Origin of the sequence: Cryobacterium sp. Y11 (genome assembly GCF_002929535.1) — a bacterium.
In the GTDB taxonomy this organism is placed as follows: Bacteria; Actinomycetota; Actinomycetes; order Actinomycetales; family Microbacteriaceae; genus Cryobacterium.
The window spans coordinates 1-15823 of sequence record NZ_PJJO01000058.1; the positions used below are offsets into that span (position 1 = coordinate 1).

Genomic DNA, 15823 nt, shown 5'->3' on the forward strand with positions numbered 1-15823 from the left:
ATCTCGTCGACGAACTTTGCGGTCATGAGCGATTCGAGGATTCCGACCAGGGCCATGCCGAGGGCGTAGGGGGCGATGATGGTGATTGTCTCCCAGTTGAGCGGAATGTTCGGGAGGAACAGTTCCGGCAAGCTCTTTGGAAGTTCGCCCTGGTCGCCGATCGTGGGCACGGTGATGGCGGTCGTGACGGTTACGACGGTGAGCACAACGATGGCCACGAGTGGGGCGATGACGAGGGCGATGGCGCCGGTGGCGGCGGTAATCATGGCGGGGCGCCCGCCGACGAATGAGATGGTCACGGCCATGACGAACGAGGAGAACAGGCCGACGCGCGGGTCGACGCCGGCGATGATCGAGAAGGCAATTGCCTCGGGGATGAGGGCCATGGCCACGACGAGGCCGGCGAGCACCTCGCGGGTGAGTAGGCGCGGCGTGCGTAGCGCGGTGCGAACGGATGGTTCCGCTTTGTAACGGTCGGCTGAAGCGGATTTTTGAACGATGGCCATGTGGCCTCCAGAAGCTGGGCAGCATACGCGGCCAAATGGATAGGAAGAGTTTAAGTGGGCGCCGCAGTGCGCACCTCCACCAGTCAACGAGGACATCCGGTGACATTAGGCGCAATAGGGTCCGCGGTCACGATGCACATTGGCGAACTCGCCGAGAAAACAGGGCTGTCGCTGCGAACGATTCGGCACTACGACGAGGTTGGCCGGCTGAAGGCATCCGCTCGTACCGACGGTGGTTTTCGGCTCTACTCACCCGACGACTTCACCCGGCTGATGCTCATTCGCCGCATGAAACCGCTCGGCTTCACCCTCGACGAGATGACAGCCCTGCTCACGGTCATCGACACCCTGCAAAGCGGCGAAGCGGATGCTGAGAGCCCAGAGACGAAGCGGCAACTGGATGCCTTCATCACCGAAACCGTTGCGCGCCGCCAGAAGCTCGAGGAACACCTCGGCATGGCCGACGAGTTCCTCGCCCTGCTCCGCGCGCAGTAGCACTCTGATTCACCGATAAAATAGAGATCACCTGCACGAGGAAGTGGTGGCGCAATCATCTGGAACCGGTCCCGGCGTCGTGCTGACGCTCACGCGCACCTCGGTGAACCCGACGTGAACGCTGCGCTGCCCGACCTCGAACGCACGGTTGACGAGGGGCTGCTCATCGCGGTGTCTGCCGTGCGCATGGCCGTGAAGAACGACATTATCGTCGGCGCGCTGCGGGAGCACGACGACTATGACCCGGGGCGGTACGCCGACAACGCCCGAAAAGAGCTGCACTATTTGGCCCGCCAGAATGAAGAGTATGCGCAGCGGGTCAGCCGCATGACCAAGGACCTCGCGTCGATGAAATGGCGCCTGGGCCTGACCGACGACCAGCGACACGACCTCAAGCAATTCGCCTTGCGACTACGGGTCCACGAACGCTTGAGTGTTGCCCTCGACGCCGTGGCCGATGACGACGATCAGGTGGCCCGCATCGTGGCGAGCGCTCAACGGTCGGCCAGCGAAGAGGTCAGTTCGGCCGTCTCATCGAAGCTGATCGAGTTGGCCGTCGATCAGCGCGAATCAGACTATGCCGAGCATCGCGGTGAGCGCATGGAAGCATTTGTGCTGATCAACCTGGCCATTCTGAAGGCCAAGCACGATGCAGATACCGGTGAAGAACTCAACGAATACTGACCTATCGACGTGCCTCGAGCAGCGCTGAGCTCAACGCGATGAACAGAAGCACATTGAGCACAACGGTGAGCCAGAAGGCGCGACGAAAGCTTGTTTTCTTTGTTTTGTGCCGAAATACCTGCTGGGCCACGATGGCACCAGGCCAGCCGCCGACAAAACCCCACAAAAGCAGCGTTCGTTCCGGCACCCGTCGTTGCCTGGTGCCGGACCGACGTTTATCCACCAGATAGAGCGTGAAACAGATCAGGCTCGCGACCAGGTACAGCCCGGCTACCCAGACAGGGAGTGTCCAATACCAACTGACGGCCAGGTAGATCAGCGCGAAACCGACGATCGCAGGGTAACTGCCCCGGCGGGAGCTGGCGATGACCATGGACTCATGCTACGGCGACCAGCCCGGCAGAAACTGTTGCCGCCCGTGTCGGCGCTCGCCGGTCGCCGAAACTGTGTGGCGCACCACGGGGTTCCCCCGTTTGTGGCGTGCTGGAGTGTTATCGATATTCCGGGTTCGGTTCGAACCCGAACCGTTCGCCGCGGTCCCAGTCCTTGAACAGATTGCCGAGCGCCGGGATACCGCCGTTCGATTTCAAAATTGAGGCGAGGTGCATGAGGTTCCAGCTCATGAAGGTCGTGTTGCGGTTGGTGAAGTCGTTCCCTGGGCCGCCCGATCCCTCATCGAGGTAACTCGGGCCTGGACCGATTTCGCCAATCCAGCCGGAGTCGGCGGCTGGAGGAATTGAGTAGCCAATGTGCTGCAAGCTGTAGAGCAGGTTTGACGTGCAGTGCTTCACGCCATCCTCGTTGCCGGTGATGATGGCGCCGCCGACCTTGCCGTAGAAGATGTACTGGCCCTTGTTATTGAATTCGCCCGAGTGGGCGTACAGCCGTTCCACGATCCGTTTGGTCACCGAGCCGTTGTCGCCGAGCCAGATCGGCCCGGCCAGCACGAGAATGTCGGCGGCCAGCACCGTCGGAAAGAGCGTGGGCCAATCATCCGTTTGCCAGCCGTGTTCGGTCATGTCTGGATAGACGCCGGTGGCAATGTCATGGTCGATGGCGCGGATCAGGTCGACCTGCACGCCCTGCTCCCGCATGATGTTCGCGCTCAGATCGATGATGCCCTGAGTATTGCTGATCTCGGGGCTGCGTTTGAGCGTGCAATTGATGAAGACGGCGCGCAGGCCGGAGTAGTCAAAGGCTGTGCGTTGGGCATCGCTGGTCTCGTTCACCCGGTTAGTAAACCACTCGATCCGCAGCGACAATAGGGGTTGATTTTGTCGTCGCTAGCGCGCCACGGCCGGGCGTCGGCGCGGAGAGCTCTCGATAGCTGGTATAGTTTTCAAGTTGTCTCCGGTCGTAAAGGTCGCGGGATTGACATGCGCTCGTAGCTCAACGGATAGAGCATCTGACTACGGATCAGAAGGTTGGGGGTTCGAATCCCTTCGGGCGCACATCTATAGCCCCGTCCGACATTGCGTCGGACGGGGCATTGTTGTTTCTCCCGAAAATCTCGTCGCCACTTTCATTCGCCACATTGGGTCCGATGAGGTTGCCGAGTATCCGCGGCCAAGGCGCTCGGACGTGTCGGTGGCCGGCCGCGGGCCCTCTCACCCGCGAAGATCAACCTGTCCGTCTACCGCTATCGGCCATTCACAATTTGCGTTCATTTATTGACGACATAACCAAAATGCTGCACTCTTAGAGACATGCCGGTTCGCCAAAAAAGGAATCCAGGGTCGCAGAGTGCTCTGCGGCTTTCAAACCAACAGCGTATTCTGTCCAACCTGGTCTCATCCGGGCCCACGACGCAGGCAGATATTGCCCGTGGTACCGGACTCTCTACCGCCACGGTCTCGAACATTGTGAAAGTACTCGTCGATTGCGGCCTGGTCTCGACGTCGCCCACAACGAGCTCCGGCAGGCGAGCCCGGTTGGTGAGCCTCAAGTCGACGGACGGCGCGGTCTCGGTGGGAATTGACTTTGGGCGCCGCCACGTGCGGATCATCGTGGCCACGCTCGATTACCGGGTAATCGCCGAGAAGGAAATCGAGATCCCGCTCGGCTGCACGGCGGCCGAGGCGCTCGACATCTCAGCCAACCTGCTCACCTCCACGCTCGCGCAGGCTGGCGTGCAGCGCTCGGCCGTGCTCGGCATTGGCGTCGGCGTGCCAGGGCCCATCGACCGCCGCACAGGCACCGTCGTCAAGGGCGCCATCCTGCCCGAGTGGGTCGGCTTTACGGTGGGCATGGCGGAGGCGAGCTTCGAACTGCCGGTGTATCTCGAGAACGACGCCAACCTCGGCGCCCTCGCCGAGTCCACGTGGGGCCCGCACGCTGGCACGCCTACCGTCGTCTTCGTTAAGATAGGCACAGGTATCGGCGCCGGCCTCATCTTCTACGGCAAGCCGTACTCCGGAAACATCGGTCTGACCGGGGAAATCGGCCACACTCCCATTCACGAGCACGGACTGCTGTGCCGCTGTGGTAACCGCGGATGCCTCGAGACGGTGGCCTCGACGACCATCATGATCGAGCTGCTCTCGCATGCTCTCGATCGGCCGGTGCGCACGCGCGACATCGTGCGTCTCGTGCTCGACGGCGACGAACGCGCCATCCGCGTGGTCGACGACGCCGGCTTCGCCGTCGGTCGGTCGATCGCCGCCATGGCCAATCTGGTCAACCCGCACACCATTATTGTCGGCGGTCCACTGACCGATCTAGGGGAAATGCTACTGCGTCCGATCCGCAGCGGACTCGAACGCTATGCGGTGCCGATGATCGTGGAGACCACGGAATTGGTGATGTCATCCCTGGGCGAGCGGGCCGAGGCGCTCGGCGGCGCGGCGTTAGTGCTGCAACAATCGGGGATTCATTCCACCCTGACCTGATCGTTATCAAAGCCTTGTGTTTATAAGTTGACGACAAGGGATGTGAGAGCTAGGTTCTAATTCGGGACTTCAAAACGTGGTCCAGCCAGACGAGGAGGTCAGACGTGGAGACGGCTCACAGCAGTCACCCAACCATCCTGGAGATGAAGTCCATCACCAAGGAATTTCCGGGTGTGAAGGCTCTCGATCAGGTGTCGCTCACCGTCAGAGCTCAGGAGATCCACGCGATCTGCGGCGAGAACGGTGCGGGCAAGTCCACGCTGATGAAGGTGCTCTCCGGCGTGTACCCCTTCGGAACCTACGACGGCGAGATCGTCTACGAGGGCTCGGTTGTGCGCTTCCGCGACATCAAACAGAGCGAGGCCGCTGGCATCGTCATTATCCACCAGGAACTCGCGCTCATCCCAGAGCTTTCGATCACCGAGAACATCTTCCTGGGCAATGAGCCCGGCCGCCGCGGCATCATCAACTGGGTTGAAGCTCAGCGCCGGTCGGTCGAATTGCTGGCCCGCGTCGGCCTCGATGACGACCCAGACACGCAGGTCAAGAACATCGGTGTCGGCAAGCAGCAGCTCGTCGAGATCGCCAAGGCCCTCAATAAAAACGTGAAGTTACTCATCCTCGACGAACCCACCGCCGCGCTCAACGAAAACGACTCACAGCACCTGCTCGATCTGATCCTCGGTCTTAAGGGCAAGGGTGTTTCGTCGATCATGATCTCCCACAAGCTCAATGAGATCGAACAGATCGCGGACCAGATCACCATCATTCGCGACGGTAAGTCGATCGAGACGCTCGATGTGAAGGCCGACGGTGTCGACGAAGACCGCATCATCCGCGGCATGGTTGGGCGCACGCTCGGAAATCGCTTTCCCGAGCACACCGCCAAGATCGGTGAGGTCTTCTTCGAGGTGCGCAACTGGACGGTGCAGCACCCGCTCACCAGTGAGCGTCTCGTGGTGAAAAACTCAAGCTTCACCGTGCGCCGCGGCGAGGTCGTCGGGTTCGCCGGGCTCATGGGTGCCGGCCGCACCGAGCTCGCGATGAGCCTGTTCGGCCGCTCCTACGGCAAGTTCCTCTCTGGCCAGGTCTTCAAAGACGGTGAGGAGATCAAGTTGCGCACCGTCTCCGAGGCGATCGGCCACGGCATCGCGTACGTGAGCGAAGACCGCAAATCGCTCGGCCTCAACCTGCTCGACACCATCAAGCGATCCGTCGTGTCGGCCAAGCTGAGCAAGATCTCCCGCGGCACCGTGGTGAACGAGCTGGAGGAGGCGCGCATCTCCGAGGGCTACCGTACGAGCCTGCGCATCAAGACCCCCACCGTGGAGGAGGGCGTCACTAAGCTGTCCGGCGGAAACCAGCAGAAGGTCGTGCTGGCCAAGTGGATGTTCACCGATCCCGACCTGCTCATCCTCGACGAGCCGACCCGTGGCATTGATGTGGGGGCGAAAGCCGAGGTCTACCAGATCATCCGCGACCTCGCGGCGCGGGGCACTGGCATCATCATGATCTCCTCTGAGCTGCCCGAACTTCTCGGCGTTTCCGACCGCATTTACACGATCTTCGAAGGAAAAATCACCAGTGAACTCCCGGTCGCCCAGGCCGATCCCGAAACCCTCATGCGCAGCATGACCTCGGCCTCACAGAAAGTAGTCGCGTAATGAGCGCACCTGTTACCGAGAAACGCGGCGGATTCGACATCCGCGACCTGAAGAAACTGTTCGGTGGCGGTGGTTCGCTCAAGCAGTTTGGCATCCTCGGTGCCCTCGTTGTCATCATTATCTTCTTCCAGATCTGGACGGGGGGTAAGACCCTGCAGCCCGGCAACATCATCAACATCGTGCAGCAGTACTCCTACATCTTGATCCTGGCGATCGGCATGGTGATGGTGATCATCGCTGGCCACATCGACCTCTCGGTCGGTTCGATCGCAGCTTTTACCGGCATCATCGTGGCTCTCTCCATGCAGGAATGGAACTTCCCGTGGTGGGCCGGGATCATCCTCGGCCTCGTTGTCGGAGCGCTGATCGGGGCCTGGCAGGGATTCTGGGTCGCCTATATTGGGGTCCCGGCGTTCATCGTGACGCTGGCTGGCATGCTCATCTGGCGCGGTGGCAACCAGTTCATCGGCGACTCGGCCACTGTGCCCGTCGGCTCCGGTTTCCAGGTCATCGGCAAGGGCTACCTTCCCGAGATCGGACCGAACTTCGGTCTCAATAACCTCACGATGCTCCTCGGAATCCTCGTCGTGCTTATCCTTATCGGCCTCGAGGTGCTCGGCCGCCGCACCCGCAAGGTGATGGGCGCGAAATCCGAGCCCATCTGGCTCAGCACGCTCCGTGTCATCGTCCTCGGCGGCGTCGTCTTGGTGGCCGCCTACCTGTTCGCCACCGGCCGCGTTGGCACCAGCTTCCCGGTCTCCGGCATCATCCTCGCCGTGCTGGTTGTGGCGTACTCGTTCCTCACAAACCGAACGATCATCGGCCGTCACATCTACGCGGTCGGCGGCAATAAGCACGCGGCCGAGCTGTCGGGCGTCAACTCGAAGCGCGTCGACTTCTTCGTGATGATGAACATGGCCGTACTGTCCTCGCTGGCCGGCATGATCTTCGTCGCCCGCTCGCAGGCTTCCGGCCCGTTTGACGGAACCGGCTGGGAGCTCGACGCGATCGCCGCAGTGTTCATCGGCGGTGCGGCAGTCTCCGGTGGTATCGGAACCGTCGCTGGCTCCATCATCGGTGGACTCGTCATGGCCGTGCTGTCGAACGGCCTGGCGCTCAAAGGCATTTCGTCTGACCTCGTGCAGATCATCAAGGGCCTCGTGCTCCTGATCGCCGTCGGCGTCGACGTCTACAACAAGTCGCAGGGACGTCCGTCGATCATTGGACTGATGACGCGCAACAAGAGCGGCCAAGGGCAAACCGACAACTCCACCTCGGCGCAGGTCACGCCGGGTGGTGGAACGCCCGACACCGCGGTGCCGGCCGACCTCAAGAACTAATGCTCACCCACTGATTCAGACATCCACCCCCTGCACGACCACACACAGAAAAGAAAGAAATCCAATGAAGAAGATCCTTCTTGCTGCGACCGCCGTCATGGCCGTCGCAGCACTCGGCCTCACCGGCTGCAGCTCCAACACCGGCCGCGGCAGTGCGACAGGCACCGATGCGCCAGCGAGTGGCTTCCCCGCCGACTCTCTCATCGGCGTCGCACTTCCCGACAAGACTAGTGAGAACTGGGTTCTCGCCGGCAGCCTCTTTGAAGAGGGACTCGCCGGCGCCGGCTTCGAGGCCGACGTGCAGTACGCCGGTGCCAGCAATGCGGTCGCCGACCAGCAGCAGCAGATCTCCACGATGGTTACCAATGGAGCCAAGGTCATCATCATCGGCGCCAAGGATGGCGCGCAGCTCGGCACCCAGGTCGCTGACGCCAAGGCTGCTGGCGTGACAGTTATCGCGTACGACCGCCTCATCCTGAACACCGACGACGTCGACTATTACGTCGCCTTCGACAACTTCAAGGTCGGCCAGCTCCAGGGCCAGGCTCTCCTTGACGGCATGGCAGCGAAGTTTCCGGACAAGACCACCTACAACGTGGAGCTCTTCTCCGGTTCCGCCGACGATTCGAACTCCGCGGTCTTCTTCAACGGCGCCATGGACGTGCTCCAGCCGAAGATCGACGATGGAACGCTGAAGATCGTGTCCGCCCAGACCGACATCAGCCAGACGGCAACCGATGGTTGGAAGCCGGAGAATGCCCAGCGTCGCATGGACACCCTCATGCAGGGCACCTATCAGACCGAGTCCATCGATGGCGTTCTCTCGCCCAACGATACCCTCGCTCGCGCCATCATCACCTCGGTGAAGGATGCCGGACAGGCCGAGATTCCCGTTGTGACCGGTCAGGACTCCGAGGCTGCCTCGATCCCGCTGATCATGTCGGGCGACCAGTACTCGACCATCTACAAGGACACCCGCGCGCTGGTTAAGGAAGCCATCGCCATGGCATCCTCTCTGCAGACCGGTGGCGAGCCGACCGTCAACGACACTAAGTCGTACGACAACGGCAACAAGATCGTCCCCGCCGACCTGCTCACGCCGGTCATCGTTACCGCGGCGAACGCTGCCGAGGCGTACGCGGAGAACCCCGAGCTGTCTTTGCTCACCAAATAGCACCCGTTAGACACGAAGAGACCGGTCGGCCCTTGGGCCGGCCGGTCTCTCATGTTTTCAAGCGGGGACCATCCGCAGCGCAGCGCGATGCTGTGTGGTTACGCAAGATTGCGGGCTTTCGTGCCGTAGCTGGGCTAACATCGTCAGGAGTGAGCAATCCTCCACAAATCTGTCAGCGTTTATCGTCAGTGATCCAAACGTGTTTGGACCCAAATTTCTCACCGGGCAATGTTCGGGCGCTCGGTGAGGAAGGCATTCCTGCAAAGGATTGCCTCGGTGGGACGAGGGGTAGGGCCCTCGTCCCATCGCCCCACCCTGCGGTAGGCGCCCGACAGGGATCAGGCTTCGGGGATCGAGTCCTCGTAGCGCTCGCTGGGGCAGTCGATGCGCAGCTTGTCGCACAGCACGGCTAATTGAACCAGTTCGGCTTGGGTCAGAGACTCGCCAATGCGCTCGGTGATCGACCCCATATGCGCCACGGCAACCCGGCGAAACAGCGCTAGGCCTGCGTCGGTGAGCTCAATGATAGCGCCGCGCCCGTCGGCGGGGTCGATGTGCTTGTGCAGGTACCCGCGTGACACCAGACGATCCACGAGGCGACTCACGCTCGGCTGGGTCAGGAGTACGTGCTGGTTGAGATCGCGTAAACGGATGCGCCGGTCCGGCTGCCGAGACAGGTTGAACATCACGTCGTATTCGTTGAGGGAAATTTCCTTGGATGGAAAATTCGCGGCCAAGCTGCGCATGACGGCGACCTGGGCCCGGAACAGTGATTCCCATGCGGTCACCGCGATCGTCCGATCCACCACCTGCGGCTCCTTACCTCGTTCTCTCAAGGATAGAGACTCGGTGGACATCCGGTGCACCGTGCGGCGGTCGTGCCGGCAGCATCCGCTTGACCAGGCAATAGTCAGCTATTTGGCATGAAACTCGCAGATGATTTTCTGGACGAAAGGTGGCGCCCGTTACCTATTCGTTATATATTTTAGGTGCGTCAACCGTTTGCTGTGGCGGACGACGTGAAATGTGATTGCAGGACACTCTTGGTGCAAGGGAAGAGGGTCAGTCGTAGCCTCTGCGACTGGCCCTCAGTTCGTTAACGCCACCGCGTTGCCGACCGTTTAGAACAGGTCGGGGCTCGGCGTTGTCGACTGACGGATGGCGACGTCTGCGTGACGGTCAAAGCGGTAGCCAACGCCGCGCACCGTGCGCACGATGTCTTCGTAGCGCCCGAGCTTGGAGCGTAAGCGGCGTACATGCACGTCGATGGTGCGCTCGTTCGGAGTGTCTTCTTCGTCGGCGGAGTTCCACAGCGAGGAGATGATCTCGGCCCGGTCGATGGTGCGGCCCTCACGCAGCACGAGGTACTGCAGCAGCTCGAACTCCTTGTAGGTCAGCGCGGCCGTCTCGTTGTCAAGAATGACGCGCTTGCGGGAGATGTCGACGACGACGCCACTGTGGGCCCGGTCAAGCTCTTTGGGTTCTGCACGGTGCGCAGCGAGTGCGGCCGGATCCTGCAGCGCCAGGCGCACGACGTCAACGTCGCGTCCGCCTGAGCCCTGAGGCGCCAGGGCGACGGCGGCATAGGTTTCGGCCGAGGGGGCAATGTCGGCGGCCAGGGCCTTCAGCGCCTCGACAATGCGGTTCAGGCTCGTGCCGGCGGCAGCCGCCTTGGCCTCGTCGATTCCGACATACAGCACGAAGCCGCGAGCCTCGGTGCCGCTGGGCACTGCACGAATGCGGGGGGCGGGCACCGGCGGGGCGAGGGTCAGATCGGGGCGGGCGAACGTCGGGCGAGTGGCGTGGATGTGTGCGAGAGACATGGGAGAGGTCCTTGACTGTTCGTTCGAAGGGAGCCCAGCGGATGCGCGGAAAGCGCGAGTGCGTGCAACGAGGCTCGGAGTGTGACCCAAGGGGCCGGAGAACGGATGCGACAGATGGGCATCCGTGGCGTCGGCCTGAACTATCAGGCAGGGGACGCGAAGGGGAAGGTCTCGGTTAGCGGCACATTCGGCAACAGCGGATGGCGGGGATGCCGGCCATCATCATGGCGGCAGTCCCGGGGGCCTCGAGGGAGGTCAGGGGGCGTGCGCTGGTTGTCATAACTGCGAGTAAAGCGGAATGTGACGTCGTGTGTCAATTTGATGTCGCGGTAAGTCGCCGAATGACGTGCAACACGTTCGCAGCGTGCTGCCTATTTAGGCGATTCCGTGCAAAATTACGCCTTTGTAAAATATTGCATGATGGAACTTGAATTAATCAAAGATTATTGATGTGATACCGCCCTGGCGTGTTGTGGGTCGCAGGACCTGCGCAGGCGGGTTAGACCAGACCGTACAAGCGGTCTCCGGCATCACCGAGACCGGGCACGATATAGCCCAGCTCGTTGAGCTTCTCGTCGACGGCACCGAGCACGATGGTCACTTCGCGGCCGGCCAGTGCCTTTTCGACGGCAGCGAGTCCCTCAGGGGCCGCCAGAATGCAGATTGCCGTTACGTCAACAGCACCGCGGTCGAACAGAAAGTTGATCGCGGCGATGAGCGAACCGCCGGTGGCGAGCATCGGGTCGAGCACAAAACACTGCCGATCCGACAGGTCGTCGGGCAGGCGTTCAGCGTAGGTCGTCGGCTGCAGGGTCTCCTCGTTGCGGGCCATTCCGAGAAAACCAACCTCAGCGGTCGGCAACAACTTGACCATGCCCTCGAGCATGCCAAGTCCGGCGCGCAGAATCGGTACGACGAGCGGCTTGGGATCGCTGATCCGCACACCCTGGGCGGCCGATACTGGTGTCTGCACCGTGACGGCTTCCACCCGAACGCCGCGCGTTCCCTCATAAGCGAGCAGCGTCATGAGCTCTTCGACCAACGATCGAAACACTGGCGACGGTGTGTTCTTATCGCGAAGCACGGTGAGCTTGTGCGTGATGAGCGGGTGGTCGGCAACGTGAACTCGCATAGGCTCGATTCTACTAGAGGCACACCGACGGGTTGAGGTGACACATGGGCGCGGCAGACCAGCACGAAGAGTGGATGCTGCTCGCCCTGAGCGAGGCGCGCGCGGCCCTGGCATCCGACGACGTGCCGGTCGGAGCCATCATTGTCGACAGCGCCGGCACCGTCGTCGGCCGCGGTCGCAATGAGCGCGAGTTGCACCAGGATCCCACTCTGCACGCCGAAATCGTGGCCATCCGGCAGGCGGCGGCCAACACCCGGGATTGGCACCTGACCGGCTGTACCCTGATCGTCACGCTCGAGCCCTGCGTCATGTGCGCCGGAGCCATCCTCGCGGCCCGGTTACCGACGGTGGTCTTCGGCGCCTGGGACGAAAAAGCGGGGGCGGCTGGGTCGGTCTACGACGTGCTGCGCGACCGGCGTCTTAACCATCGCGTCGAGGTCTTCGCTGGTGTCAGTGCGGGGGAGTGCGGCACAATCCTGCGGCAATTCTTCGACGATCCCGCCCACCGAGCCCCACGCTGAGCCCTATTCGAGTCCCTTGATGACGATCGTGTCGGTCGGTGGATTGGCCTGCGCCGGGTCGAAGTAAATGTCAGGCTCAAGATAGATCGTGCGGGCCAACGGCACGGCAGCGCGAATACGGCTTTCGACGGCGTTGATATTGGCGGCGACGTCGGCAAACCGGTGGCCGCCATCGAAAGCGACCTTGGCTCCGACCAGAATCTCGTCCGGGCCCAGGTAGAGGGTCTTCAGATGTAGGATGCGCTTAGTCTCAGGGCCGTCGAGAATGGCCGCCTCGATCGCGTCGAGGTCTTTTTTGCTGGCACCCTCCCCGACCAGCAGACTCTTGGTCTCAATGCCGAGAATGATCGCGACGAGCACGAGTAGTGCGCCAATGAAGAGGGTGCCGATGGCATCCCAGATTGGCTCATCGGTAATGATGGTCAGTCCGACGCCCGCGAAGGCGAACGTGAGACCGGTCAGCGCTGCCGCGTCTTCGAGCAGCACGACGGGCAGCTCGGGTGCCTTGGCGTGTCGAATGAACTGCACCCAAGTTTCGGCGCCTCGCACATGATTCGATTCTTTAATCGCGGTGCGCAGGGAAAATCCTTCGAGCACCATGGCGATCAACAGCACCAGAATCGGCAACCAGGCATTTTCGAGCGGATGCGGGTGCTGCAGCTTGTCAAACCCCTCATAGAGCGAGAACACACCGCCGATCGAGAACAAAATGATCGAGACGACAAAAGCATAAACGTAGCGTTCCCGACCGTAGCCAAACGGATGCTCCAGGTCGGCCCGCTTCTTCGCCTTGCGACCGCCCAGCAGCAGGAGTAGCTGGTTGCCGGCATCCGCTACCGAGTGCACCCCCTCGGCGAGCATGGAGGACGAGCCGGAGAAACCCCAGGCAACGAACTTCGTGATGGCAATACCCAGATTGGCCGCGAAGGCAGCCACGATTGCCTTGTTTCCGCCCGATGCGCTCATGAAATCATCTTAGAACCGTGCAGCCAAGCAATTCTGGGCGTCCCGGCGAGCGGAAAAGTAGACTGGACCGATGACTTCTTCCTCGAATGTGACTCTGCCCACAATCGCCTTTCTCGGTGCCGGATCCATGGCTCGCGCCATTCTGGCCGGTCTGCTGAAGCCCGGCGTGACCGTTGAGGGCGGCATTCGCGTCACCAACCGCACCGCGGCCAAGGCCGCCGAACTGGCCGACACCGACGGTGTCACCGCCTACGCGACCGAGGTCGATGCCGACGCGAATCTCCAGGCTATCGATGGCGCCCAGATCGTCATCATTGCCGTCAAGCCGTACATGGTCGCCGATGTGCTGACCGAAATCGGCTCGTCCCTGGCACCAGGAACGCTCGTCTTGAGCGTCGCGGCCGGCGTGACCATCGACACCTTCGAGTCGCTCCTGCCGAGTGCCGTGCACGTCATCCGCACCATGCCCAATACCCCGGCCGTGGTCGGCATGGCCGTCACCGGCATCAGCGCCGGCACTCGGTCGAGTGACGCCGACCTCGAACTCACCCGCAGCCTGTTCGCCACCGTCGGCGACGTTCTGATCGTGCCGGAGAGCAAGCTCGACGCCCTCAGTACCATCTCCGGATCCGGCCCGGCCTACGTGTTCTACCTGATTGAACAGCTCACCGAAACGGCCATCACCAAGGGGTTCACTGCTGAAGAAGCCGCCGTCATGGTTAACGGCACCTTCCTCGGCGCGAGCGCGCTGCTCGCGGTCTCTGACAAGTCGCCGAGCGAATTGCGTCGCGAGGTGACCAGCCCGGCCGGCACCACAGAGCGCGCCGTGTGGGAACTCGAAAAGGGCGGCCTCAAGGCGCTTTTCGACACCGCAACGGATGCGGCCCTCGCGCGCGCGCAGGAACTCGCCGCCTCCTAGACGTCCGCGCGAGTCAGGTCTGAGGAACGGCTCGCAGAAGCCCGGCGCTACAGCCCCTCGGCGATGGCGGCCGTCGCCTGCAACCAAGCGGCACGGGTGCGTGCTGCCAGCGCGTCGACGTTGAGCGGTCCACCGCCGACCAGTGAGGCGTCGTAGGGAACATCGACAACGGTACGGGTGAGTTGGCGAAAGTGGTCGTGCAATCGCGCGGAGAGCTGTTCATCGGCCGTCTTCGACGGTGACGCGAGCACGGTCACGGCCTGCGCGACCTTATCGGCATGCCCCTTCTGGCGCAGTCCGTCGAGCAGTGACGCCGCGCCGTAGCCGGTGTCCTCACGGATAGTCGAGACGATCACCAGCTGGTCGGCCGTCTCCACGGCGGCCTCCCAGTTGCTCGCCCGCATGTTGTTGCCGGTGTCGATGACGAGAACGCGGTAAAACCGGCTGAGCGTCGTATGCAGTTTGCGGAATGCAACATCATCAATGCTCGCCGCCCCGGCCGGGTCGAGGTCGGAGGCGAGCGCGTCGAACTGGGCATCGCCCTGCGACCGCACGTAGTTGTCGAGATCGCCGACCCGCGAGCGAGCATCGCCGAAGCGATCCAGGTCGCGCAACAGGTCGACGGCGGTGTTGGTGTGCCGGGCGGCTTGGGCGCGCACGCCCAGGGTGCCCATGGTCTCGTTGTTGTCCCAAGCGAGGGTGTAACCGCCGCGATAGATGCCGAAGGTCGCGGCGATGAGCAGTGTTGCCGTGGTCTTATGTGCCCCTCCCTTGGGGTTGAGAACCACGATCGTGCGGGGGCCGTTGAGGCTGCGCTGCACGGCGGTGATGGCGCTGCGCTGCATCTGCTCGGTCGAACTCGGCGCCAGGGAAACCAGGCCGCCCGTGAAGCGGCGCATTGCGCCCTGCCAGCCGTGCTCGGCCGGTCCGGTGGGTGCTGGTGGACGGGAGCTGAGAAAATCCGCGAGGTTGGGAGGAACGTTGGCCGTTGGCGTCGCGACGGCGGCAGCCGGTGATGTGACGAACGGCGAGGTGGTAGCGCGCACCGAGCTATTTGGAGCCGCAACGACGGATACCCGCGGTTCCGGTTCAATCTCCAGCGGGGCGAGCAACGAATCGAACAGCGAGCTGGCGGGCTGCGCTGCGGACGGCTGGAGAAGAGCGGCAAACGGGGTGGGGTCATCCGCTTCAACCGATGCAACGGGTACGGCCGGCCTGGGCGCGCCGGTGTCGACCTGAGCCGGCAGTGGCACGGTGTGCGCTGGCTTCGGATGCCGCGCCACGACGACCGGTCCGGCAGATTCAACTCGTCCGTTGGGGTGCACGGTGAGGGGCCAATCGCCCTGTTCGTCACTGACTTGCAGCAGTACGGACTGCCCGCGGGTGCGAGCGGTCTCCACCACGAGGCCAATGATTTCTTCGCGCACACCGGCTTCGTCGTCACCGGTCACAGTGCGGGTAGAGCCGTCAATGGTGACCTCACCGGTCGTATCCGTTTGTACTGCGGCGATGATGTCAGCCGCGGCGTCGGAAACCGTGAATGCGGCCTCGGGCACAGCCGCATCGGGGAGCGCGGGAACGTTTCGTGACATGGGTGAGCCTTTCCGTCCTCGGATATGCCGCCGCTGGCAGCCTCGGGGTGAGCTGCGACGGGTTATGTCCGTAGTAGGAGAATAGCCGGTTGCCGTCCCCAGATTGGAGGAAAATTCAT

General features: G+C 62.4%; 16 protein-coding genes and 1 tRNA gene. 9 read left to right on the top strand and 8 right to left on the bottom strand.

All coding sequences use genetic code 11. From position 1 onward, the window contains the following. Positions 1–506: SulP family inorganic anion transporter (locus CXY75_RS12015; RefSeq protein WP_146069459.1), on the bottom strand; the 506-nt coding region annotated here is incomplete at its 3' end. A 132-nt stretch (positions 507–638) separates the two neighbouring features. Between CXY75_RS12015 and CXY75_RS12020 the strand changes: the two genes are divergently transcribed. Both CXY75_RS12020 and CXY75_RS12025 read left to right on the top strand, forming a co-directional pair. Next, a complete protein-coding gene (locus tag CXY75_RS12020) occupies positions 639–1001 on the top strand; it encodes a MerR family transcriptional regulator (RefSeq protein ID WP_104083066.1) in 363 nt (120 codons plus the stop codon). 114 nt (positions 1002–1115) lie between these two features. Then, positions 1116–1685, top strand: coding sequence for a hypothetical protein (locus CXY75_RS12025; RefSeq protein ID WP_104083067.1), 570 nt, complete (start codon positions 1116–1118; stop codon positions 1683–1685). 1 nt (position 1686) lies between these two features. Here the strand turns inward: CXY75_RS12025 and CXY75_RS12030 are convergent, their stop codons facing one another. Both CXY75_RS12030 and CXY75_RS12035 read right to left on the bottom strand, forming a co-directional pair. Further along, entirely contained in the window at positions 1687–2058 is a 372-nt protein-coding gene (locus tag CXY75_RS12030) for a DUF1294 domain-containing protein (RefSeq protein ID WP_104083068.1), read from the bottom strand. Positions 2059–2176: 118 nt separating this feature from the next. Continuing rightward, a complete protein-coding gene (locus tag CXY75_RS12035) occupies positions 2177–2914 on the bottom strand; it encodes a flavodoxin family protein (RefSeq protein ID WP_233201868.1) in 738 nt (245 codons plus the stop codon). A gap of 149 nt (positions 2915–3063) precedes the next feature. Here CXY75_RS12035 and CXY75_RS12040 point away from each other — a divergent pair. The 5 genes from CXY75_RS12040 (at position 3064) to CXY75_RS12060 (ending at position 8751) form a co-directional block, all read left to right on the top strand. After that, positions 3064–3136: transfer RNA gene (locus CXY75_RS12040), tRNA-Arg, on the top strand. A 255-nt stretch (positions 3137–3391) separates the two neighbouring features. Beyond that, the gene (locus CXY75_RS12045; protein ID WP_104083069.1) at positions 3392–4573 is read left to right on the top strand and encodes an ROK family transcriptional regulator; all 1182 of its coding nucleotides are present in this window, start codon (positions 3392–3394) and stop codon (positions 4571–4573) included. Between the two features lie 143 nt (positions 4574–4716). Continuing rightward, on the top strand, positions 4717–6237 hold the full coding sequence (gene mmsA / locus CXY75_RS12050) for a multiple monosaccharide ABC transporter ATP-binding protein (protein WP_104083070.1): 1521 nt from the start codon (positions 4717–4719) through the stop codon (positions 6235–6237). 38 nt (positions 6238–6275) lie between these two features. Beyond that, positions 6276–7577, top strand: a complete 1302-nt coding sequence (gene mmsB / locus CXY75_RS12055) for a multiple monosaccharide ABC transporter permease (RefSeq protein ID WP_104083303.1) — start codon at positions 6276–6278, stop codon at positions 7575–7577. A 64-nt stretch (positions 7578–7641) separates the two neighbouring features. After that, positions 7642–8751, top strand: a complete 1110-nt coding sequence (locus CXY75_RS12060) for a sugar-binding protein (RefSeq protein ID WP_104083071.1) — start codon at positions 7642–7644, stop codon at positions 8749–8751. Between the two features lie 338 nt (positions 8752–9089). Here CXY75_RS12060 and CXY75_RS12065 read toward each other — a convergent pair whose 3' ends face one another. The 3 genes from CXY75_RS12065 to upp all read right to left on the bottom strand — a co-directional run bounded on the left by CXY75_RS12065 (position 9090) and on the right by upp (position 11706). Beyond that, on the bottom strand, positions 9090–9497 hold the full coding sequence (locus CXY75_RS12065) for a MarR family winged helix-turn-helix transcriptional regulator (protein ID WP_233201900.1): 408 nt from the start codon (positions 9495–9497) through the stop codon (positions 9090–9092). Between the two features lie 375 nt (positions 9498–9872). Further along, entirely contained in the window at positions 9873–10574 is a 702-nt protein-coding gene (locus CXY75_RS12070) for a winged helix-turn-helix domain-containing protein (protein ID WP_104083073.1), read from the bottom strand. Positions 10575–11073: 499 nt separating this feature from the next. Then, positions 11074–11706, bottom strand: coding sequence for a uracil phosphoribosyltransferase (gene upp / locus CXY75_RS12075; RefSeq protein ID WP_104083074.1), 633 nt, complete (start codon positions 11704–11706; stop codon positions 11074–11076). A gap of 44 nt (positions 11707–11750) precedes the next feature. Between upp and tadA the strand changes: the two genes are divergently transcribed. Next, positions 11751–12227, top strand: a complete 477-nt coding sequence (gene tadA, locus CXY75_RS12080; protein WP_233201869.1) for a tRNA adenosine(34) deaminase TadA — start codon at positions 11751–11753, stop codon at positions 12225–12227. 3 nt (positions 12228–12230) lie between these two features. On the opposite strand, the gene CXY75_RS12085 is transcribed toward tadA, so the two are convergent. Continuing rightward, the gene (locus tag CXY75_RS12085) at positions 12231–13193 is read right to left on the bottom strand and encodes a cation diffusion facilitator family transporter (protein ID WP_104083075.1); all 963 of its coding nucleotides are present in this window, start codon (positions 13191–13193) and stop codon (positions 12231–12233) included. 70 nt (positions 13194–13263) lie between these two features. Between CXY75_RS12085 and proC the strand changes: the two genes are divergently transcribed. Further along, on the top strand, positions 13264–14112 hold the full coding sequence (proC, locus tag CXY75_RS12090; protein WP_104083076.1) for a pyrroline-5-carboxylate reductase: 849 nt from the start codon (positions 13264–13266) through the stop codon (positions 14110–14112). Between the two features lie 47 nt (positions 14113–14159). On the opposite strand, the gene CXY75_RS12095 is transcribed toward proC, so the two are convergent. After that, complete coding sequence (locus CXY75_RS12095; RefSeq protein WP_233201870.1) at positions 14160–15704, bottom strand: chromosome partitioning protein; 1545 nt, start codon at positions 15702–15704, stop codon at positions 14160–14162. Between the last annotated feature and the right edge of the window lie 119 nt (positions 15705–15823).

Coding starts and splice junctions, on each gene's coding strand:
- CXY75_RS12065 (WP_233201900.1), bottom strand. CDS start 9,497: ATGCGCAGCTTGGCCGCGAATTTTCCATCCAAGGAAATTTCCCTCAAC.
- mmsA (WP_104083070.1), top strand. CDS start 4,717: ATGAAGTCCATCACCAAGGAATTTCCGGGTGTGAAGGCTCTCGATCAG.
- CXY75_RS12030 (WP_104083068.1), bottom strand. CDS start 2,058: ATGGTCATCGCCAGCTCCCGCCGGGGCAGTTACCCTGCGATCGTCGGT.
- proC (WP_104083076.1), top strand. CDS start 13,264: ATGACTTCTTCCTCGAATGTGACTCTGCCCACAATCGCCTTTCTCGGT.
- tadA (WP_233201869.1), top strand. CDS start 11,751: ATGGGCGCGGCAGACCAGCACGAAGAGTGGATGCTGCTCGCCCTGAGC.
- CXY75_RS12045 (WP_104083069.1), top strand. CDS start 3,392: ATGCCGGTTCGCCAAAAAAGGAATCCAGGGTCGCAGAGTGCTCTGCGG.
- CXY75_RS12060 (WP_104083071.1), top strand. CDS start 7,642: ATGAAGAAGATCCTTCTTGCTGCGACCGCCGTCATGGCCGTCGCAGCA.
- CXY75_RS12070 (WP_104083073.1), bottom strand. CDS start 10,574: ATGTCTCTCGCACACATCCACGCCACTCGCCCGACGTTCGCCCGCCCC.
- upp (WP_104083074.1), bottom strand. CDS start 11,706: ATGCGAGTTCACGTTGCCGACCACCCGCTCATCACGCACAAGCTCACC.
- CXY75_RS12020 (WP_104083066.1), top strand. CDS start 639: ATGCACATTGGCGAACTCGCCGAGAAAACAGGGCTGTCGCTGCGAACG.
- CXY75_RS12095 (WP_233201870.1), bottom strand. CDS start 15,704: ATGTCACGAAACGTTCCCGCGCTCCCCGATGCGGCTGTGCCCGAGGCC.
- CXY75_RS12085 (WP_104083075.1), bottom strand. CDS start 13,193: ATGAGCGCATCGGGCGGAAACAAGGCAATCGTGGCTGCCTTCGCGGCC.